22 protein-coding genes are annotated in these 21,582 nt (G+C 39.8%); 19 read left to right on the top strand and 3 right to left on the bottom strand.

Translation table 11 applies throughout. From position 1 onward, the window contains the following. The first annotated feature begins 23 nt into the window (after nt 1-23). The 6 genes from HRJ06_RS20635 to HRJ06_RS20610 all read left to right on the top strand — a co-directional run bounded on the left by HRJ06_RS20635 (nt 24) and on the right by HRJ06_RS20610 (nt 6,414). Complete coding sequence (locus HRJ06_RS20635; protein WP_174734867.1) at nt 24-1,694, top strand: long-chain fatty acid--CoA ligase; 1,671 nt, start codon at nt 24-26, stop codon at nt 1,692-1,694. Between the two features lie 58 nt (nt 1,695-1,752). Then, complete coding sequence (locus HRJ06_RS20630; RefSeq protein ID WP_174734866.1) at nt 1,753-2,616, top strand: branched-chain amino acid ABC transporter permease; 864 nt, start codon at nt 1,753-1,755, stop codon at nt 2,614-2,616. Then, a complete protein-coding gene (locus tag HRJ06_RS20625; RefSeq protein WP_174734865.1) occupies nt 2,616-3,638 on the top strand; it encodes a branched-chain amino acid ABC transporter permease in 1,023 nt (340 codons plus the stop codon). The genes HRJ06_RS20630 and HRJ06_RS20625 overlap by 1 nt, the downstream gene beginning before the upstream one ends. Nucleotides 3,639-3,641: 3 nt before the next feature. Then, nucleotides 3,642-4,406: an ABC transporter ATP-binding protein gene (locus HRJ06_RS20620; RefSeq protein WP_174734864.1), complete on the top strand. Its 765-nt coding sequence runs from the start codon at nt 3,642-3,644 to the stop codon at nt 4,404-4,406. Beyond that, on the top strand, nt 4,399-5,106 hold the full coding sequence (locus HRJ06_RS20615) for an ABC transporter ATP-binding protein (RefSeq protein WP_174734863.1): 708 nt from the start codon (nt 4,399-4,401) through the stop codon (nt 5,104-5,106). The genes HRJ06_RS20620 and HRJ06_RS20615 overlap by 8 nt, the downstream gene beginning before the upstream one ends. Nucleotides 5,107-5,199: 93 nt before the next feature. Beyond that, the gene (locus HRJ06_RS20610) at nt 5,200-6,414 is read left to right on the top strand and encodes an ABC transporter substrate-binding protein (RefSeq protein WP_174734862.1); all 1,215 of its coding nucleotides are present in this window, start codon (nt 5,200-5,202) and stop codon (nt 6,412-6,414) included. 108 nt (nt 6,415-6,522) lie between these two features. Here the strand turns inward: HRJ06_RS20610 and HRJ06_RS20605 are convergent, their stop codons facing one another. Beyond that, a complete protein-coding gene (locus tag HRJ06_RS20605; RefSeq protein ID WP_174734861.1) occupies nt 6,523-7,659 on the bottom strand; it encodes a cation:proton antiporter in 1,137 nt (378 codons plus the stop codon). Nucleotides 7,660-7,963: 304 nt separating this feature from the next. Here HRJ06_RS20605 and HRJ06_RS20600 point away from each other — a divergent pair, with 304 nt between their 5' ends. The 6 genes from HRJ06_RS20600 (at nt 7,964) to mug (ending at nt 13,200) form a co-directional block, all read left to right on the top strand. Then, nucleotides 7,964-9,343 (top strand): MFS transporter, encoded by a 1,380-nt coding sequence (locus HRJ06_RS20600; RefSeq protein WP_174734860.1) that lies wholly within the window; start codon nt 7,964-7,966, stop codon nt 9,341-9,343. A gap of 136 nt (nt 9,344-9,479) precedes the next feature. Next, nucleotides 9,480-9,677, top strand: coding sequence for a hypothetical protein (locus HRJ06_RS20595; RefSeq protein WP_174734859.1), 198 nt, complete (start codon nt 9,480-9,482; stop codon nt 9,675-9,677). Nucleotides 9,678-9,799: 122 nt separating this feature from the next. Beyond that, on the top strand, nt 9,800-10,201 hold the full coding sequence (locus HRJ06_RS20590; protein WP_174734858.1) for a YugN-like family protein: 402 nt from the start codon (nt 9,800-9,802) through the stop codon (nt 10,199-10,201). Nucleotides 10,202-10,778: 577 nt separating this feature from the next. Beyond that, nucleotides 10,779-11,912, top strand: a complete 1,134-nt coding sequence (locus HRJ06_RS20585) for a M20 family metallopeptidase (RefSeq protein ID WP_174734899.1) — start codon at nt 10,779-10,781, stop codon at nt 11,910-11,912. Between the two features lie 84 nt (nt 11,913-11,996). Further along, the gene (locus HRJ06_RS20580; protein ID WP_174734857.1) at nt 11,997-12,227 is read left to right on the top strand and encodes a hypothetical protein; all 231 of its coding nucleotides are present in this window, start codon (nt 11,997-11,999) and stop codon (nt 12,225-12,227) included. 457 nt (nt 12,228-12,684) lie between these two features. Next, nucleotides 12,685-13,200: a G/U mismatch-specific DNA glycosylase gene (mug, locus tag HRJ06_RS20575; RefSeq protein WP_174734856.1), complete on the top strand. Its 516-nt coding sequence runs from the start codon at nt 12,685-12,687 to the stop codon at nt 13,198-13,200. A gap of 45 nt (nt 13,201-13,245) precedes the next feature. Here the strand turns inward: mug and HRJ06_RS20570 are convergent, their stop codons facing one another. Continuing rightward, nucleotides 13,246-13,467, bottom strand: a complete 222-nt coding sequence (locus tag HRJ06_RS20570) for a cold shock domain-containing protein (RefSeq protein WP_174734855.1) — start codon at nt 13,465-13,467, stop codon at nt 13,246-13,248. Between the two features lie 265 nt (nt 13,468-13,732). Between HRJ06_RS20570 and hemY the strand changes: the two genes are divergently transcribed. Next, complete coding sequence (hemY, locus tag HRJ06_RS20565) at nt 13,733-15,136, top strand: protoporphyrinogen oxidase (protein WP_174734854.1); 1,404 nt, start codon at nt 13,733-13,735, stop codon at nt 15,134-15,136. 165 nt (nt 15,137-15,301) lie between these two features. Beyond that, a complete protein-coding gene (locus HRJ06_RS20560; RefSeq protein WP_174734853.1) occupies nt 15,302-16,588 on the top strand; it encodes an MFS transporter in 1,287 nt (428 codons plus the stop codon). Nucleotides 16,589-16,590: 2 nt separating this feature from the next. Here the strand turns inward: HRJ06_RS20560 and HRJ06_RS20555 are convergent, their stop codons facing one another. Beyond that, on the bottom strand, nt 16,591-17,214 hold the full coding sequence (locus HRJ06_RS20555) for a TVP38/TMEM64 family protein (RefSeq protein WP_174734852.1): 624 nt from the start codon (nt 17,212-17,214) through the stop codon (nt 16,591-16,593). A gap of 373 nt (nt 17,215-17,587) precedes the next feature. On the opposite strand from HRJ06_RS20555, the gene HRJ06_RS20550 reads away from it, so the two are divergent. From HRJ06_RS20550 to HRJ06_RS20530, 5 genes are all read left to right on the top strand, one after another. After that, on the top strand, nt 17,588-18,001 hold the full coding sequence (locus HRJ06_RS20550) for a peptidylprolyl isomerase (protein WP_174734898.1): 414 nt from the start codon (nt 17,588-17,590) through the stop codon (nt 17,999-18,001). Nucleotides 18,002-18,102: 101 nt separating this feature from the next. Then, complete coding sequence (locus HRJ06_RS20545; protein WP_174734851.1) at nt 18,103-18,882, top strand: SGNH/GDSL hydrolase family protein; 780 nt, start codon at nt 18,103-18,105, stop codon at nt 18,880-18,882. A gap of 31 nt (nt 18,883-18,913) precedes the next feature. Then, the gene (locus HRJ06_RS20540; protein WP_174734850.1) at nt 18,914-19,828 is read left to right on the top strand and encodes an ABC transporter ATP-binding protein; all 915 of its coding nucleotides are present in this window, start codon (nt 18,914-18,916) and stop codon (nt 19,826-19,828) included. Further along, entirely contained in the window at nt 19,821-20,801 is a 981-nt protein-coding gene (locus HRJ06_RS20535) for an ABC transporter permease (protein ID WP_174734849.1), read from the top strand. The genes HRJ06_RS20540 and HRJ06_RS20535 overlap by 8 nt, the downstream gene beginning before the upstream one ends. An 88-nt stretch (nt 20,802-20,889) precedes the next feature. Further along, nucleotides 20,890-21,081 carry a YbxH family protein gene (locus HRJ06_RS20530; RefSeq protein WP_174734848.1) on the top strand — a complete coding sequence of 64 codons (192 nt, stop codon included), beginning with the start codon at nt 20,890-20,892 and terminating at the stop codon, nt 21,079-21,081. Nucleotides 21,082-21,582: the final 501 nt, after the last annotated feature.

The following is a 21,582-nucleotide window of genomic DNA, read 5'->3' as shown; positions in this document are numbered from 1 at the left end:
TAGAAAAGGGGAGATAAATCCACATGTTAACTCTTCATTATGAACATTGGCCAAAACTTTCGAAAACTTTACGAGTTCCACACACTTCGCTGTACGATAACTTAAAAGTAACAGCAACACGTTATCCAGATCAGACAGCCATCTACTATTATGGAAAAGAAATAACCTATAGGCAATTGGATGAGGAAGTCAATGCACTGGCAGGATATCTCCAGCAAAAGCTAGGTGTAACTGCTGGAGAGAAGGTTTTGCTATTCATGCAAAATTCCCCTCAGTTCGTCATCGGCTATTATGCCATCTTAAGAGCAGATGCTGTTGTCGTGCCAATTAATCCGATGCTTACAGCTAGTGAACTAGAGTTTTATGTACAGGATTGTGAAATAAAAACTGCTCTTGCAGGGCAGGAGCTTTATGAAAAAGTTAGCCCGCTGCTAGAAACGACGTCATTGAACAGTTTAATTGTCGCTGCTTATTCAGACTATACGGGTGAAGAATTCGCAGGTGAACTCCCTCCTGAAGCAGAGGTGCCTGCCAGTACTTTTACTAAGCCGAATCATTATCTTTGGAAAGATGCGATTGAGTGCGGGTTGGAACCAAGTGAGCATAAGGCAGGAGCGGACGACCTTGCAGTTCTGCCGTATACCTCTGGAACCACTGGACTGCCAAAAGGGTGTATGCACACAAATAAGACCGTTCAGGCAAACACTTTAGGAGCGCACTACTGGTCACGTTCTACGGCTACGACTGTTCACTTGATGACGCTTCCACTTTTCCATGTTACAGGTATGGTACATAGCATGCATATGCCAATTTATAGTGGAAGCACTATGGTCATTATGACTAGATGGAATCGGAATACGGCTGTTGAGCTGATAAAATCACAAGAATGTACCCATTGGGTCACAATTGCGACAATGATCGTTGACTTCTTAGCCAATCAAAACTTGAAGAAAGAAGATATAACATCACTCCAATCAATATCTGGCGGGGGAGCAGCACTTCCAGAAGCAGTTGGGGAAAAGCTGTTTAATTTAAGCGGTTTGAAATTTGTAGAAGGATATGGTTTATCCGAAACGATCGCTCAGACGCATTTCAATCCGGCTGACCGTCCAAAAATGCAATGTCTTGGTATTCCATCCTTTAATGTAGACGCAAGAATTCTCGAGCCTGTTACTCTCAAAGAAATGGGTCCGAATGAAGTTGGAGAAATTGTTGTAAATGGCCCGCAGGTTATGGTTGGCTATTACAACCGTGATGACGAAAACAGAAGTTCATTCATTGAGATTGATGGGAAATCTTTTTTCCGGACCGGTGATATTGGCCGCTATGATGAAGAAGGCTATTTCTTCATGGTAGACCGGGTCAAAAGGATGATTAATGCTTCGGGATATAAAGTATGGCCGACAGAGGTCGAATCCTATCTATATAAACACCCTGCTATCCAACAGGCCTGTGTTGTAGGTGTTCCAGATCCGAGAAGAGGTGAAACAGTCAAAGCCTTCGTGATTCTGAATGATGGTTATGAAGGGAATGTGAGTGAAGAGGAAATTATTGAATGGGCTAAAGAGCATATGGCTGCCTACAAGTATCCGAGATTTATAGAGTTTAGAAAGGAATTCCCGGTTACAAGCAGCGGTAAAATTTTATGGAGAAAACTGCAGGATGAAGAAAAGGAAAAAGCGGGAAAGCGCTAGCAGCTACAGCAGACTCCGAAGTTATTCTAGCTAAACACATTTAAAAGGAGGAGAACATTTGGAAATTTTACTTCAACAGCTATTCAATGGTTTAACTATTGGAAGCGTTTACGCTCTGGTTGCTCTCGGTTTAACCCTAGTTTATGGAATTTTGCATATACCAAACTTCGCCCATGGAGCACTGTATATGATGGGTGGCTATATTACCCTCACAATGATGACGAGTTATGGGTTTCACTATTGGCTTGCAATACTTGTTTCGATGCTTGTGGTAGGACTGCTTGGTGTTTTGATGGAAAGGTTCATTTTTTATCCTTTACGTGAAGCACCGCCGATTCATGACAAAATTGCCGCAATTGGGATTCTGTTATTCCTTGAAGCTTTTGCACAGTTTGTATGGGGAGCAGACTATCAGATGATGACTTCTCCATACAGTCAAGTCATTAATGTTCTAGGGTTGACCTTTACCCTCCAAAGGATTCTGATTATCGTTGCTGCAATTGTTATCATGATCCTTTTATATGTATTCCTGAAAAAGACTTTTACAGGCTCAACGATTATTGCCATGTCCCAGGATCGTGAAGGGGCTAATCTTGTAGGTATAAACACACATAAGGTTGCTATGCTTACCTTTATGATTTCAGGAGCACTTGCGGCTGTCGCAGCCTCGCTTGCAGCACCTATCAATCTTGTTTTTCCTGGCATGGGCCATTTGGTTATCCTGAAGGCGTTTGTCATCATCATTCTAGGCGGAATGGGAAGTATTCCTGGTGCAATACTAGGCGGATATATATTAGGATTCAGTGAAAGTTTAGGTGCGACCTATATATCCAATGATTACAAAGATATTATTGCTTTCGTTCTCCTAATTGTCATCTTATCTGTGAAACCAACAGGACTGTTTGCAAAGGGGGGCCATTAATGTCAACAATATTTCAGCGCAAAAACGTTATTATCGCCGTTATATTATTTGCGATAGCTTTCCCCTATTTAACTGACAATACCTATTATATTCACATTATGTCGCTAGCCTTTATCTGGACGATTGCAGTATACGGATTAAACCTGCTGGCTGGCTATACAGGATACTTGTCACTTGCACATGCCGGATTCTTTGCCATTGGTGCCTATTCAATCGGTTTATTGACGGTTAAAGCAGGCCTAAATTATTGGTTAGCGTTTATTCTTGCTATCCTTATAACTAGTTTTCTTGGACTGTTAATCGGGTTGATCTCCCTGAGAACGAAAGAGCACTTCTTTGCGATCTACACACTCTGTGTAGGATATGTCATTTACCTTGTTATTGATAAATGGGATAGCTTAACAGGAGGGGTCCGAGGCCTGATTGGCATACCCGCACCAGCAAACATTGGCCCTATTTCTTTTCAGACACCTGTATCCCTGTATTATCTAATCTTGTTCTTCATGCTGCTCGCTGTCCTGGTCGCGTACCGGATTGTTAATTCTTTGACAGGACGGACATACATTGCGATCAGGAACAGTGAAGAATTGGCACTAACGATGGGAATCGATACTGGGAAAAACAAACTAGTCGTATTCGTGATTTCAACCGCTTTCGCAGGGGTTGCCGGAGCGTTATATGCATCCTTTATCCGTTTCATTGGACCTGAAGTCGCATATACCACTGTCGTGTTTGATTTGTTAACCTTCCTGTTAGTAGGCGGAATAGGAACACTCACGGGACCAATTGTCGGTACATTGCTGATCGTCTGGATTTCCCAACAGCTACAATTCCTTCAGGATTATCGGATGCTGATTTTCGGACCAGTATTAACACTTTTGGTTATTTTTTATCCAAGAGGCCTGGTCGGGGGCTTTTATGCCTGGAAAATGAAGAGAGAACATAAACGAGCTATGAAGGCAAATTCAGCTAAATCAAGTGATTCAGCCATAGGAGCTAAAGATCAAGTCAAGGAGGGGTAAAGAATGTTCCTGGAAACCAAAAATTTAACTAAAAGGTTTGGCGGATTAGTTGCAGTAAATTCGGTTGATTTTTCAATCGAAAAAGGCAAAATTAATGCAATTATTGGACCGAACGGCGCAGGTAAATCAACATATTTCAATTTAATTAGCGGCTTTTATAAACCGACCTCAGGCCAGGTGATTTTTAACGGACAGGATATTACGAAATTGCCGCCAAACAAGGTAGCAGAGCTCGGAATAGCTAGAACCTTTCAGAGTACCAATCTGTTTGAACAAGCAACTGTGCTGGATAATGTAATTATCGGGCACAGACTCAGAACAAATTCTAACCTGTTTGATGCGGTCTTCAGGACAAAACGCTTAAAAAGAGAGGAAAAAATGTGCCGTGACAAGGCTATGGAAGTACTCGACTTTGTCGGCCTTACTGAATCGGCCAATCAATTAATCGGGGGGATTACTCAGGAGGAAAAGAAGCGGGCTGCCTTTGCATTAGCTCTTGCTACAGATCCTGAAATTGTTTTCCTTGATGAACCTGCAGCCGGGATCAATCCAGACGAAACAGAAGGACTTGCCATCCTAATGAAAAAAATGGTGGATAAGGGAATTACGGTCTGTCTGATTGAACATAAAATGTCAATGATTATGAAAATTGCCGATAAGATTATGGTGCTGAATTACGGTGAGAAAATAGCAGAAGGCACTCCAGATGAAATTAAAAATAATGATGCTGTTATCAAGGCTTATTTGGGAGGGAGCGCAATTGCTTAAGCTAGAAAACCTTACCGTCAACTATGGCAGCTTTACTGCAATACAAAATGTAAACATTGAGGTTGCCAAAGGGGAAATTGTTGTTCTATTAGGAGCTAATGGCGCTGGAAAAAGTACAATTTTTAAGACGATCAGCGGATTAATAAAACCAGCAGAAGGAGATATCCTTTTCAATGGTTCAAGCATAAAAAAGACCTCAGCTGACCGCATTGTTAAATCAGGCATTGTGCAATGCCCTGAAGGACGGCACCTGTTTGGAGGGATGACTGTCTATGAGAACTTGAACATGGGAGCCTATGTTCACCGTGGCAAGCGGGAAGAAATAAAAAAATCATTGAACCACGTTTATGATTTGTTTCCGATACTTAAAGATAAGGCAGATGACCCGGCAGGATCGTTAAGCGGAGGTCAGCAGCAGATGCTTGCGATTGGAAGAGCATTAATGTCCAAGCCTAAGCTGATGATGCTGGATGAGCCTTCAGTTGGCCTTGCACCACTAATTGTTGAACAGATGTTTGATGTTATTCAGCAGATTAATAGAGAAGGAACGACTATTTTACTAGCAGAACAGAATGCTAATGCTGCCCTTAGAATTTCCAATAAAGGATATGTGTTTGAAAGTGGCTCCATTGTAGTAGAAGGTACCTCTAAGGAGCTATTCTCCAATGATGAAGTCCGTAAAGCCTATATTGGAGCATAAGCAAGACGGTCCGTTAAGGAGGTGGTTTTTCCAGCAATAATATTCTGCATCAAATATGCAAAATTATAAACTATTAATCTGAGGGGGTAAAACATGAAAAGGTCAAAATTTCTTTTTATGGTCAGTTTTCTATTTGCTGTAATGTTAAGCCTAGCTGCATGTAATCAATCATCAGGCGGTGACACTGAGGAGCCAAGTGACAGTGGAAGCGGAGATAGCGGAAGTGAAGAGGTTGGAACTGTTAATATTGGCTATAGCGGACCTTTAAGCGGACCAGCTGCCTTCTACGGTGAACGTACATTGAGCGGTGTGCAAATGGCAGTTGATGAAATAAATGAAGAAGGCAATTTTGAAGTAGACGGAAAGAAATATAAGCTAAATGTAGTTGCTCTCGATGATAAGTATATGCCGAATGAAGCTGCTGGTAATGCACAGCGTCTTATTCAAGAAAACAAAACACCAATCGTATTTACGCCGCATAGCGGAGGAGTTCTGGCCATGCAGGTTTTCAATGAACAGCAGAACTTTATTATTGGAGCCTATACTAGTGAGCCTAAAATTACCGAAGCAGGGAATTCTTTGACAGTACGGATCCCGCCAAGATATGACGGTTACCTAGAGCCATTTACTAAGTATGCTATGGAAAAACACGGAAAGAAAATTGCCTTTTTGCCAACTGCTTCCCAATACGGGAAGGACTGGTCTGAAAAATTGGCACCTTTCTGGGAAAAAGAAGGTGGAGAAATCGTCTACAATTCTTCTATCGACTTTGCAAAAGACACTGACTTCTTTACTTTAATTACAAATGCATTAAAAGAAGATCCTGATGTACTGTTTATCGGAGGCCCATCTGAGCCGACTGCTAAACTTGCAGCACAGGCAAGAGAGCTTGGCTTCGAAGGTGGATTTATCGTAATGGATCAGGCTAAGTTTGATGAGATGAAGAGAGTAACAGGCTCTTATGATGTTCTTAACGGTTCAATTGGAGTTATGCCTTTAGTTGAATCTGATACTCCTGCAATCCCACAATTTGTTGAAAATTATCGTGCGAAATTTGATGAAGAACCAGGCTCTGAAGCAGGATTGAACTATATTGGCATGCACGCTTTTGCTGAAGCAATGAAAGCTGCCGGATCTGTTGATGATCCTAAGAAAATTCGTGAGGCTATGAAGGAAGGATTAGCCAATCTTCCTGAAGAGAAAAAAATCTATATCATTCCTGGTATCGGCGATGATGGCGGATTTGAATCAGAACTAATTGTAGCAGCAGTAGAAGACGGAAAAATTGTACCAATTGAAGCAGAATAATAAAAAGGTGACAGGCACCATCCACTTTATGGATGGTGCCTGTCACCTTTTGGTTGTTAATAACTTTTTTATGTAAACTTAACTAGGTTTGTCCCCTAAAAAGGGGGATTAGTTGGCAAGTTTTTTAAAAAGGAATTTGTTCAGCTGCGGGGCAAACTGGAATAACATTGTCCCGATTAACGCAGCAGCTAAAATATAAATCCCAGCAAAAACCTGAAGAGCTCCAGCCGCCAAGCCGGCTATAATAACCGAAAATTCACCTCGTTGAGTCAGGGAAAGTCCAGCCCTAAGAGAATCTTCTTTTGAGAGACCAAACCACTGTCCTCCAAAATAACCAATGAAGATCTTAAAAATGATAGACCAGGCCAGAACAGTTATCAGCAGACCGAGTGATGGTATATCTGTTGTCAGCTCAATGTGCATACCAAAATTCACAAAGAAAAATGGCAAAAATATGTTTTGTATCGGCACAGCATAACGGCCTGCCCTTTTGCTAACAGGAGAATCTGACAACATAATGCCGGCCAAGAATGCTCCAATAACTTCCGATAGCCCTAAATAAACTGCAAAGCCGCTGTACAATAACGCAAAGCCGACAATGAAGACGATAAAGGAATCATCTTTTTGTAATTCGCTGAGAAGGAAGTGGAATTTCTTAAAGATTTTTTTGCTGATAAAAATAGCAACAGCAGCAAGCAATGTTATTTTAATGAATATCAACAAAAATTCTACAACAGTAAGGCCTTTACCAGATAGTCCAATTAAAACAGAGACAAGGATGGGCGCAAATAAATCTTCGAAAATCAAAATGGATAACATGAATTCAGACTCCGGATTTTTCAAGCGGTTCTTATCTTCGAGAAGCTTAGCTGTAATAGAAGAACTTGTTGCATAGGAAAGACCGCCTATTATAATAGAAGAAAGAAAGTCCAATCCAAAAAAAGAACAAATAGCTGTAGTAACACCTATGCCAAAAAGAACATCAAGTAGGCCAGCTTTCCAAACCTTTTTCCCGTCCTTTGTAATTCTGTTGACTGAGAACTTTAATCCGAGGATAAAGAATAACAGGACAAGACCGATCTCTCCTGCAATTTCTATTGCTTTTGCCTCTTGAAAAAAAGGTGCTATTCCTAACCCTAACAGAATGTATAAAACGATATCCGGAATCTTTATAAACTTGATCCCAACTATTCTTACAAGAAAAAGGACTAATAAAAATAAGCCAATGGCCAGGGGTAAGTTCATAAGCCAACCTCACTTTTTAGTGGTATTTTGGTGTAATTGAAATATAGTCTACTATGTACCCCGAAAATTCAAGCTAGTAACTAACTTAAGCTACAATAAACTAAAATCGTATACATAACGCGTCTGCAGGTTTTACATTAAATTCATTTTCACTAAAGCTGTCTAATGGATTTTTAGTATTATCTATTAAGTTTTAAAAATTAATTTGTATCTGTAAGGGGGAATATTTGACCTTTATGAAGAAGGGTTTTATAGTCAGTTAAGTAATTTAAAGTATTTTATTGTACGAAAAAGGAGGGATTACATGACAGGCATACCCATGTCTGCTCCTGCCCCAAACGAACCAGTTATTAACGAAAATAAAATAATTTTGGTCTGGAGCTTTACCGTCTGGCTCGTTGTGATGAACACAACGATGTTTAATGTTGCCCTTCCAAGCATTCTCACTGATCTGTCATTGTCTTCAGCAACTGCTTCATGGATTGTTTCCGGGTACTCAATTGTTTTTGCCATTTCTACATTAACCTATAGCCGCCTATCAGACTTCATTCCGATTTCGAGACTCCTTGTTAGCGGGTTATCACTGCTTGGTTTAGCTTCAATAATTGGCCTTCTGGCGGATGAGTTTTATTTATTGCTTGGAGCTAGAATACTTCAGGCAGCTGGTGCAGGTGCTGTTCCTGGCCTGGCAATGGTGTTAGCAGGAAGATATATACCTGTGACAAGACGCGGAAAGGCAATGTCTATGATCGCTTCTGCTGCATCACTTGGATTTGGGCTTGGACCTGTTATTGGAGGATTAATTACCCAATATTTAGGATGGAACTTTCTCTTTGCTATTACCGTTTTTGTTATAATTCTTATTCCCTTCTTTAAAAGCCTTTTACCGATAGAAGAACGAAAGAAAGTAAAATTTGATACTTTTGGCGGTATATTAACTGGGCTTAGTGTAACTGGACTTCTGCTATTTTTATCTTCTTTTTCCATGATTATTCTCTTAGTTAGTGTTGTTCTCTTATATGTGCTCTGGCGGCATATACATCTTGTGAAAACACCTTTTATTCAACCAGACCTGCTTAATTACCGTCAATATGTAAAGCTCTTATTTATAGGATTTGCCGCTTTTATAACACATTTCTCTGCACTATTCCTAATGCCCATTATGCTGACAGTAGTGTTTAATAAAGCCCCGGGTGAAATAGGAATGATAATCTTCCCAGGGGCCATCCTGTCTGCTGCAGCAGCTCAACTGATAGGGCGTGTTATCGATAAGCTAGGGAATGTTCCTGTTATTCTCTTTGGTCATGCCTTCTTGTTAATCTCAACGTTGATGTTTGCTTTTCTTTCGGGAAAGTCTCCTTATTTTATTATGGTGACGTATATGTTCACTAGCCTGGGATTTTCAGCCTTAACATCAAGTATGGCAAATGAAGCCTCAAGGATTTTACCCGAAAGCCAAATTGGTTCCGGGATGGGATTAATTCAGCTTGTTCAATTTTTCGGAGGAGCTTTTGGTGTCGGTCTTACAGGTATCCTGATCACTTTGTTAAACGACTTGTCCCCAGAAAATATTTACAGAACAATCTTTTTGGGCATTACAATGCTACTCTTATGCTCCTTATTTACATTTGGGCTTTATCTAAAAAGGGGGAAACAATCGGGTAGTGCCGTTCTTAGTGAATAGGTATCGAGCAGGGAATCCTGCTCTTTTTTTGTTGGAACAGAAGGACTATAGCGCTTTATAGCGAATTGATATATAATAAATAGCAATTGCTAGCAGAATGATATATTAGCAAAGCGTTGCAAGGAGGCTAAGAGTCATGCCAGAACAAGCCAAACAACAGCTTAATGTCAGAATGGCGCATGATACGTTAAATAAGTTAGATGAAATTGTCGAATATTATCAGGCAAACACAAAGGTTGGCCGAGTTTATAAAGGGGACGTTCTAACAGATATTATTGAAAAATCATACGATGTCATGAACAAGCAAAAGCTGGCAAATCGAAAATTCGGTTAAAAGACGGTATTCCTAAATTAAAGGAATGTTTGAGAAACATAACTGGGTGGAAAAAGCCTCATATAAAGATAAGCAGATAGAGAGAGTTCATGCTTATATCAAATGAATGTGAGGTTTTGAAGATGATAGAAATTCCATCAAAAGTCGAAGGCGTCAACTATACGATGAACAAGTTAGAAGAACGATTAGAGCCAATCGGTTTTACAATTGGCGGTAATTGGGATTACGACCATGGATATTTTGATTATAAGATTGATGACGGAACTGGCGACCAGTACCTTAGGCTTCCGTTTCAAGCTGTTACTGGGGAGGTTGACCAGGAAACTGCTAAAGTGGAACTGGGAAGACCGTTTATTTTATCTCATATCCAGGAACAAGGCGTAGATGAAGAGGGAAATGTCGGAGCACTGACTGGATCATTTAACCAATTTAAAGAACCGGCAGACAAAAATGCACCAACCCCAGATAAGTTTGTGGATATCGGGAAGACAATGGTTATAAAGCTTGAGGAAGTTCTTTTATAAAAAAATTTTAGTGGTGCTGCCGGCTTTTTGCTCATAATAGTTTAGTGCCCTTTTTGATTTATTTCACTTGGGTGAAACCTCCGTTTTACCCGGGTGAAATAAATCTGACACGATCCATTTTATATTCCCTACTTTATAAATGTGTGCTCCAAAATTCCTTCACAACGCCTCTAATCGCTAAAAAGCTTAATCTTTTTCAGCTAATTCCTATTAAAATTAAGAAATAAGAATAACACTTTCTTCTATTGAAAGAGATTGTGTTAGAAAGGGTCGGGTCGTTTATTATAGAAGCATAGTATGTGATAAATTAAACAGTATAGAACATTTAAAACCGAAACCAGGGGATATAGTATAGTTTTCACCCTATCTACTAAAAGTACTGCTAAGCTGGTCAATTTAAGATCACTTAGGCTTAATATGGTACAGTTAATTTTCCGAACCTTCAATCAATTAAAGAAATCATCCAAATACCATACAAAATTGACTAATTTTTAAATGAAATGTCGTGTCGTTCTTAAATTATGCTAAATATATTGATAATAAGATAAAGTGCAATGGGGTAGGAGAAAGAATGAATATGCAAAATTATTTAGAGACAAAGCAAAAACTAATGATCAACACGCTTGAAAATCTGGTTAACATAGACAGTGGTTCGTATTTGAAATCAGGTGTCGATCAGATTGGTGAATTTTTACTGACGGAATATAAAGCATTAGGCTTTATGGCAACAGTTTATGAGCAAGAAGACTTTGGCAATCATATTGTGTTTCATCATCAGGATGCCAAGGACCCAGCCATTCTCATCATGGCGCATATGGACACAGTTTACCCTGAAGGAACTGTTAAAGAAAGGCCATTTCATATAAACGGCAACAGAGCATACGGGCCCGGAATTATTGATATGAAATCCAGCCTGGTATCCGTTTTATTTGCGATAAAAGCCTTGAAAGAATCAGGGGATATTTCATATCAAAACGTAGTGCTTCTTTTAAATAGTGATGAGGAGGTAGGCTCTCCTACATCGCGCTCATTAATTGAAGAAATAGCAGCTGATAAAAAATTCGCGCTTGTCATGGAGCCTGCCCGAAAGGACGGTTCTCTTGTCTCTTCACGTAGAGGCAAAGGTAATTTCACGCTTCATGTAAGAGGAAGAGCGGCCCACTCAGGCATTGAGCCAGAAAAAGGCAGAAGTGCCATTGAGGAGCTGGCTTATAAGGTAATTCAGTTTCAAGACCTAAACGACCATGAAAAAGGGATTAGTGTGAATGTCGGCTTAATCGAAGGTGGGTCTTCAATTAATACTGTTTCAGAGCATGCAACTGCCCAGATTGATATCCGGATATCTGATAAAGAACAGGCCCAGGAGATTGAAGAAAAAATTGAAGAAATCTGCTCGGTTACAACTGTTCCTGGTACAGAGGTTGAGCTCGAAGGAGAAATGAATCGACCGCCCATGGAAAAAAATAAGCAAACTGTTCAGCTGCTTAAGTTTATTAAGGACGCAGGCAAAGAAATTGGCTTAGAAATTACCGATACTGCAACTGGCGGTGGTTCTGATGCCTCCTTTACTGCAGCGGTGGGTGTTGCTACTGTCGATGGTCTCGGCCCAATAGGAGGAAACTCCCACAGTGAAAAAGAATATTTGGAAATAGACTCGCTGACAGAACGAACCTTACTGCTTGCCATGATTATCAAAAAGCTTTCCGAATAGAAGAGAACCTTTTACTTGGTCCGTGAATATTCTTTGCCAAGGTGGCAATGAATAGTTCTAAACCTGACTGGAGGCGGATGTTCAGTGAATGAGGAACAAGTGGAAGATATATTTGATTGGGCTGGCTGTTCCAGCTTATATAAAAAGCATGGTTTTAAAATCTGGGTAAGCGGAATGATGAACCAGGTTGATTCTGATATTCTGGAGTCTTTTTTGGATCATTATTCGTTTGAAGAAGCAGAAGAACTTTACTTTGATGAATTTCAATATCATTTTCAAATATACAAAAATATGTATGAGAAAAATGGTTTCTAACAGGCATGGAGCAATCCTTGCCTGTTTGTGCATAATCTTTTTTTAGCCCGATCCATGTATTGTTTAATCTTTTTTTCTTCCCAGTTGTGTGATAACAATCCTCCAGAGAAGTTGACCGGCATTCCATGGGCAGCGAACCCAGCCTGATGTTGTTCAGTAAAACCAGAAGTTTTAGGGATTGTCTCATGGATCAAGTATAAATAAAGAATTATTGACCATGAGATAATCCATAAGGTGTACATAAAAAGACCTTAGTGCATTACCCGTTTCCTGGCTTGGTATCGCTCCTCTTCTGTATTGCCTCATTATCCCAACTCTTTTTTTCTTCAATAAAAAGAATAAACTTATTGTTGGCTTTTTATAAAGAAAGTGTTTTATAATATCTTTCCTTTTCCCTTGAAAGTAGAAGAGCCTCTTATATAAAGTGTAAAAAAGCATTTAATGAGGAGGAATGATTATGGAGCCTATTCAAGACCATTTAAAGGAAGAACTGGAGGTGATTTTTGTTGGATTTAACCCCAGTATCCGTTCAGCTGAAACAGGTCATCATTTTGCTAATCCCAATAACCGCTTTTGGAAAATTCTTTACGAGTCAGGGCTTACTCCAAGAAAATATCAAACAGAGGAGGACTACAGACTTCTGGACTTAGGTTACGGTTTAACAAACATTGTGGCCAGGCCTACAAAAGCTGCAGATGAAATTACTAAAGAAGAATACGAGGAAGGCCGAGAAAAATTAAAAGTTAAAATACAAACGTTAAAGCCACGGATCGTCTGTTTTGTCGGTAAAGGTGTATACCAGCAGTACAGTAAGAGGAAAGTTGTATCTTGGGGCGTACAATCCGAATCCGTGATCCCCGGAGTTCTTGATTTTGTGGCACCTTCCTCGAGCGGACTTGTCAGAATGAAAATGGATGAGGTAGTTGGGATATACAGGCAGCTGCCAATATTAATTGGGCAGAAAAGAATATAATCTTTTTAGACAAAAATCCGGATGGAATCTCCATCCGGATTTTGTTTAGTTCTTTATCCTTGTTACATCTACTGCCTTTAATTCTCCGTCATCCTCTCTATCCAATCTGAATTCTACTTTGTCTCCTTCAGTTAAGTCCGTAAATCCATCCTGGTTAATGTCGTAATAGTGAACCCTTGCCACATCGCCGTCGCCGACATTGATTTCACCTAATCCCTGATTTGTCCTAAACCAGTTTACTTCACCTGTTCTTTTTTTATCTGCCATTTATATCCCTCCTATATAGTTTCTATATTCATTTTAGAGTCCTATTAAACATAACTGAAAAAATTGGAAAAATTACATCCTCATCTAGACATCTTTATTAACACTTTTCAACAAATCACTAGTTTTCCTGTTTTTTATGGATTCTTCTTATACAATATCAATATCTATAAGAGAAAGAAGGTCGTTCTCTTTTAGAAGCTATATTTGTGAAATACTTAACAATCTTGATTAGACGATAAGAAAAAATATTTGAGCAGGTGAGCTAATGGAAAAGAAAACAATCCTTATTGTGGGTGGCGGGATTACTGGTTTGGCAGCAGCTTATACTCTTCAAAAGGAAATAAAAGAGAAGTGTTTACCGTTCAAAATTAAGTTAGTTGAGGCGAGCAGCCGGTTAGGCGGTGTCATAAATACGATTGAAAAAGATGGATTTATCATTGAGAAAGGCCCTGATTCAATTTTAGCAAGAAAAAAAAGCGCTCTTAAATTAATCGAGGAGCTCGGATTGCAGGATGAGGTGGTCTCAAATCTGGCAGGCAAGTCTTATATACTTGCAAGAGGAAAGCTTCATGCGATGCCTGAAGGGTCTTTTATGGGGATTCCGACAAAGGTAACCCCGTTCGCTTTTTCCGGTTTATTCTCTCTTAAAGGGAAAATGCGTGCAGCCGGTGACTTTGTATTGCTTAAAGGTCCTAAGCATGAAGATCAGTCCCTTGGTGCATTTTTCAGACGTAGATTAGGAGATGAAGTAGTCGAGAATTTGATTGAGCCTTTGTTATCTGGTATTTATGCGGGCGATATAGATAAGCTTAGCCTGATGTCACTTTTTCCGATGTTTTATCATATGGAACAGGAACACCGGAGTATTGTATTTGGATTAAAGAAAACGATGCCAGCTCCTCCTCAAAAAGGTAGGAAACAAACAAAAAAGGGTATGTTCATCTCACTTAGCAAAGGATTGAACAGCCTTGTCAGTGAGCTTGAAAAACGTTTAGAGGAAGGCACGGTTATTAAAGGTACACCGGTTGCTAAAGTGAGGAAAACAGAAAAGGGCTATGCCGTCCGAATTTCAAATGGAACCGAGTTGCTAGCGGACAGTATCATTATCTCCACAGGGCATCATCATGCTCAACGGATTTTGTCTGATTACTCTTTTATGGATAACTTTAAAGCAATGCCTTCTAACTCAGTAGCAAATGTTGCCTTAGCATTTAATAAGTCAGCTATTAAGGAAGGTATCGAAGGAACGGGGTTTGTTGTATCAAGAAATAATGATTACCGAATCACTGCGTGTACATGGACACATAAAAAATGGCCTGGTTCAACACCGGAGGGAATGGCACTTTTGCGCTGCTACGTTGGGAAGCCAGATGATCAAGAAGTCGTTGATTTGTCAGATGAAGAAATTATCGACATAGTGCTGAAGGACTTAAATAAAACGATGAACATTTCAGAGAAACCCATGTTTCATGTTGTGACAAGATGGAAGCAGGCGATGCCCCAATATTGTGTTGGCCATATAGAACGGATCCGCAACGTAAAGGAGTCTTTAAATAAAGAACTGCCAGGTGTCTTTTTGGCGGGGGGCTCCTTTGAAGGTGTGGGAATTCCAGATTGTATAGATCAGAGCCAGGAGGCGGCCAAAAAGGTATTGGAATTTTTAACATAATATTAATAAAAGAAGAAAATTAGGTGCTTACGACACCAGTTTGGCCTTTTTGCATACTTAAAAATAGCCTATGAATAGATTGCTCCGCTATGTTCAGACTAACTGTATTCATTTAAGTGAGCGGAGGTTTTTATCATAGGTATATTAAAAAACATTGAGCGTCCAATGGCTGTGCTATTGATAGGGGTCATGATGACACACCTGGGCATTTATTTAGTGCTCCCTATTTTGCCAATCCTCTTAAAGATGGATGCAGGTCTGTCCCTCGTTCAAATCGGAAGTATATTAGCAGCTATTTCAATTTGTTTTCAGTTTGGAAGCATTCTCGGTGGTTTTTTAGCTGATCGAATCGGCAGAAGATTTATTATTGGGCTCGGTGCACTAATAACAGGCTCAGGCCTAATTGGCTTTAGTTTTTTTACTGGCTTTTTACATCTGCTGATATTAGCGGGAATTGTAGGATTAGGAAATGGGCTCAATGCACCTTCTACGAAGGCGGCGATAGCGGCTATGGCAGCAAAGGAAAATCAGACGACTGCGTTCTCCCTTCGCGGGATTGCGGCTAATGTAGGGACGGGAACTGCCGGTCTAATTGTCTTTTTGTTCATTTCCGGCTCCACCACTCTCATATTTTGGGTTGCCGGCTCTATTTTTTATATTTTAACTGCAATCAGCTGGATTTTTCTGCCGAAAAACTGTGGCAATGAGCCTTGCCCTGAAATACCAAAAGGCGCATATGGAGAGGCGTTTAGAAACAAACCATTTATGATGTTTGGGTTTATCAGTCTATTCATATGGGCTTTATACACCCAGCTTTCACTTATGCTCCCTTTACGTGCGGCAGACGTATTAGCAGTTCCGGAGAATGTCGCGCTTGTCTGGACGATAAACAGCCTTATCGTTATTGCTGCTCAAAATCAAGTTTCAAACCGAATCACGCGGCGGCTCCATCCGTTAACCACTTTAAGCATTGGTCTGCTATTTGTTGGGGCGGGTGTTGCGTCGTTATTTTGGGCAAGTTCCTTTATGCATTTAGCTTTAAGCGGAGTTATCTTTGTATTTGGAGAAATGCTGATTTTGCCTACTATTGACAGTACGATTTCACAGCTATCAAAGGCGAACTTAATTGGGTTGTTTTTTGGGCTTGCGAATGTAATAGCGGGACTGGGAGAAGCGGGAGGCAGGTTTTTAGGAAGCAGCCTTCTTGAATACGGAAAAGAAACACCTTATTTGCCATGGCTTACCTTCGCCTTGGCAGGTGTAATTTTATCTATTGTGGTACTAAGCCTGAAAAAGTGGAGACCGCTCCAAAACTCTCTAATGGAATCAGCTTTACAGAAAAATACACCAAAGCATGCACCCATGGCTCCTGTCAGTCCGATTCGCGAACACCCTTTTGACAAATGGGAGCCTGAAGTATTTTTTCGAAAACGAAAAAGCCCGAGGCAATAGGTTTATGCCGGGGCTTTCGATTTAAAGGTAGTACGGTAAAAGAAAAAGATCAGTGCTAAAAAAAGTCCGTACAGAATCAAACCCAGCAAAAACGTTTTTGGATGCGAAAAGAGTTGATTTCCTCCAAAAGCTATAAAGAAGGTAGGTGGGATTTTTCCGAGTGCAGTAGCTGTAAAATATACCGGAAATTGTATTTTGCTAAGGGCTGAATAAATATTGACGACTGGCGGAGGTATTACCGGAATCATGCGGCTTAAAAATACTGCAAGAAAGGCATTTTTTTTTATGAGCTGATTGAACTTAGTTATGGCAGGGTATTTCAGGACATATTCCTTAAAAAAATCGGATAGCAGGTAACGTGCTAACAGATAATAGATAACTGCTGCGACAAGCCCGCCAAACCAATTAATAAAAAAGCCAAGAAATATACCATACTTCATGCCCATTATCCCTGCAAACAAGGTGAATGGGATGACCGGAACGGTTGATAAGAAAACAGATATAAACAGCATTAAGAGGAGTTGCGACGGATCGCTATCCTGTATCCAGCCAATTAAAAAATCACGGTAAATAAAACCGATGATTATTATAATGAAATAAGTTATAACAACAATCCACTTTTTCATAACCCGTACTCCTATGATCTGATACGATGTTTTATTATAGATAAGCATACTTTCCTATGTTGCCTGTTTAGGCTTAGTTCAATACCGATATTAAATTAAAAAACGAAGCTTAATGCTCCAGCCGTTTTAGACCTAATAAAAAAGGTGCCTGCAAAAGCAGACACCTGCCTCTTCCGTCCGTACAGTGGTTAAGTGTCCCGCAACAAGCGCGAATGTCCGGAAGAGGCACTTCTATTATAACATATCATGATTTATGTTCCAAATCTTCGACATTGAAGCTTGCTTGCTTTTACTTCAATATTAATAATGGTATGATAGTAGGGATGCTAATTTAAGGAGTGGATTAACAGTGTCTAAAAAAGGATACATACAAATGAAAGACGGAGAAAAAATTGAATTTGAGCTTTATCCTAATGAAGCACCTGGAACAGTAGCCAATTTTGAAAAGCTTGCTAATGAGGGCTTTTACAACGGGCTATCCTTTCACCGTGTTATCCCAGGTTTTGTTAGCCAAGGCGGATGCCCCCACGGAACAGGTACAGGCGGCCCTGGATATCAAATTAAATGTGAAACGGAAGGCAATCCTCACAAGCATGAGCCAGGCTCACTATCCATGGCACATGCAGGGAAAGATACAGGCGGGAGCCAGTTCTTCCTTGTCCATGAATCACAGCCTCATTTAAATGGTGTGCACACAGTCTTTGGTAAAATCACTTCGGGCTTAGAGGCAGCTAAAGCCATGAAAAACGGCGACATTATGGAAAAAGTAGAAGTAATGGATGCATAAAAAAAGAGCCCTCGGGCTCTTTTTTTTATGTAAAAATTCTTTTTTTATACAGTTTTGTGGTTCAATGGACTATAAGAGGAAATAACAGGGAGATGAGTTAGTTGAAGATTAATAAAATTAGGTTTTTTACAATTCTTTCAACTTTTTTTTGTTTGCTATGGGCTGCTGGGTTAGCACTCGTCTTTATCGAATATTACAGCAGTGAACAACAGCCTATCCCAAATAATACAGACATTCCAGAAGCTGAGAAAAAGGAGGGAGACCTTATTGTAGTTGCGTTAGGCGATTCCTTGACAAGAGGCACAGGCGACTCTTCGGGAAAAGGGTATGTTGGCTATGTTCGCGAAGAGTTAGAGGAAAAGTCTGCTCAGCCAGTTACTTTATTCAACCTTGGAATTAGGGGGCAACGATCCGGACAGTTGGTGAATCAGGTACAGGAAACCCAAGTTAAAAATCAGCTAAAACAAGCTGATTATATTTTAATAACAATCGGCGGAAATGATTTATTTCAGGGGGGACAAACTCTATTAGATGCGGACCAGGATACCATTGAAAAACTGCAGAAGGATTACTTGAGCAACCTCTCGTCAATTTTTCAGGAAATACGCTCTGCTAATAAAGAAGCTACCATCTTTTTTGTAGGATTATACAATCCTTTTTTAGAGTTAGATGATAGTAAGAAGACCTCAGATGTTGTACGGTTATGGAATTATAACAGTGCAGAGTTAGCAGCTGATTATCAGGGGATTGTCTTCGTACCTACGTTTGATTTATTTGAATTGAATGTAGCTGACTATTTATACACAGATGAATTTCATCCGAATAAAGCAGGCCATCAGATCATTGCAGAGCGGGTAGCTTCACTCATCACATGGCAATAAACCGAAATTTCTATTCAAAAGGAGGACTAATATGTCCAAGGTGACCTTGTCGGTACAAAAGCTTCGAAAAAAAATTGGGAAAAAAGAAATTATTAAGGGGCTTGATTTCGAACTCTATGAAGGTGAGGTCTTTGGGTTTCTTGGTCCCAATGGAGCTGGCAAAACAACTACTATCCGGATGTTAGTTGGATTAATTAAGCCAACATCCGGTACTGTCAATATCGGAGGCTTTGATGTCCAGAAGGATTTTATGAATGCGATGAATCTTATCGGCTGTATTGTTGAAAATCCAGAACTGTATCCCTATTTGACAGGCATGGAAAACCTTGAACATTTTGCAGGGATGCTGCCTAAAATTGAACCTGACCGAATTCAACAGGTAGTGGAATTAGTTGGCTTGCAAGAAAGGGTTCAAGATAAGGTGAAAACCTATTCTCTCGGAATGAAACAGCGCCTAGGAATTGCCCAGGCTTTATTAGGTAACCCGAAGGTTTTAATTTTAGATGAACCGACTAATGGACTTGATCCAGCCGGTATCCGGGAAATGAGGCAATTTATCCGGTATTTGGCTGTAAAAGAAGGATTAAGTGTTCTAGTTTCAAGCCACTTATTAAGTGAAATACAGCTGCTCTGCGATCGAGTTGCCATCATTTCAAAAGGGAGAATTATCAAGGTGGACTCAGTACATAACTTGCTAAGTACACAAGAAAAGATGGTTTGGCGGCTATCTCCATACGAAAAAGGAAAAGGGATTCTAGACAGGTTAACTCAAACAGCAGCAGAAGGGCCTTTTGGCACAATCATTACAGACTTTAATGAAGGTAAGGTGCCCGAATGGAACGAAATCCTAGTGAAAGAAGGAATTAGTGTAATTGAAATGAATCGGAAGCTTCCTGTGTTGGAAGATTTATTTTTGGAACTTACAGGAGATGATGTCATTGAGTAACCTTGTTCATAATGAGGTGATGAAGCTTCTGGCGAAAAAAAAGCTTTGGGTAATAATTATAATTGTAGCTGTATTGGTTAGCCTGTTTACGTACGCTCAGATGCGTGCAATTGAAACTCAGCGAGAAACGTTAGGAACAGAAGACTGGAGACCTATTCTGCAACAACAAATTATAGATACTCAAAACCGATTAAGCAGCAGCCGAGTTTCTGACGAGTGGAGACAGCAGCTTGAAATGGGCCTTACACAGCAGCAATATTATCTGGATCAAAATATTAATCCCTCTGAACCAGGTGCCCCAACTTTTATGAGATTGTTTATTGAGAGCGCGATTGACTTATTTATTCCGTTACTAGTAATGGTTATTGCCAGTGACCTAGTATCCTCAGAATACAGTTTAGGATCAGTTAAACTTTTGTTGACAAGGCCAGTTAAGAGATGGAAGGTACTATTAAGCAAATACATAACACTTCTCTTATCAATTTCTTCTATAATAGCCATTGTTGGTTTTTTATCATTTCTGATATCTGGACTGGTCTTCGGATACGGCGGGTGGGGAGCACCTATCTTAACAGGGTTCAATACAGGCCCCGAAGGTCTGGATTTTTCCAATGTAAGACTTATTGAACAGTGGAAGTTCTTACTTATGACTTTTGGGCTAGCTTGGTTTGTAGCAGTCGTTGTGGGCACCCTATCTTTTATGCTTTCAGTATTGGTTCGAAGTACCGCAGCGGCAATGGGGATTATCCTGGCAACTTTAATATCTGGAGCTATATTGAACAATGTAGTTTCTTCCTGGGAATCAGCCAAGTATTTGTTTATGGTGAATTTAAAGCTAACTGACTATCTTACTGGGTCTGCTCCTCCAATTGAAGGTATGACACTGCCTTTTTCAATGTTAGTTCTTACAATTTGGTGGGCAGCAGCACTTATTGTTTCCTTTTCGGTGTTTACTCGGAGAGATGTTTACTAGCTATCTTTATTAAATTCTGTTTTCAGTGATTAATTGTTGCTTGATATAGACAATCTAAGTGGGGTATGAAATTAAAGAGGTGGTCAGATTGGGTGCTATTGAAAGAGATGGATATAGGTTTGAGCCTGAATTTAGTGTTATCGAGCAAAATGGTGCAGTTCATGTGTATCGAAATGGTGAATTTATTGAAGAGCTCAGGTTTGAATTTAGCGGGCCTTTTCCTGAACTCAATCAAATCGAACAGCTAGTGGACAAGTATTGTGTGGAACATGGTCTTTAGGTTTGGAACTAGCTTTATTCTAAATGTCTTTCTTCTATATAATACTTTATATTTTTATCTTCTCTCTTGTATTTAAGTGGTAGGAGGGAGAAGATAAAAATATGCTGGGGACTGTGGATAAAATGAAGTTATAATACTTGACGTTTCTAAGTCTCTCGTAGTAGAATAACAAACGTTGCTCCTGGAAAGACGAATAGACCGTTGTTTATCAGATTTCAAAATAATATTGCTGATACAACAATATGGCTAGGATGCACGCCCGTTTAGAATTACTTCGTAGAAGTTGACACAAGCGAAATAACATGATAAGATAGAATATGTTGTTGGGCGATCCGAAATTGATCGTGTTCGTCAAAAATAAATACTTCGCAGAAGTTGACAACAACGAAACGTTATGGTAAGATAGTATTTGTCGCCGCTGATTCGATCAACGGATGACGGTTATTGTTCTTTGAAAACTAAACAAACAAGCGTCAACAAACAATATTTATAGTGACTTCA

Source organism: Mesobacillus harenae, from assembly GCF_013343715.1.
Lineage (GTDB): Bacteria > Bacillota > Bacilli > Bacillales > Cytobacillaceae > Mesobacillus_A > Mesobacillus_A harenae.
The sequence above is the reverse complement of the archived record's forward strand: the minus strand, read 5'-3'. Positions and strand labels throughout refer to the sequence as shown.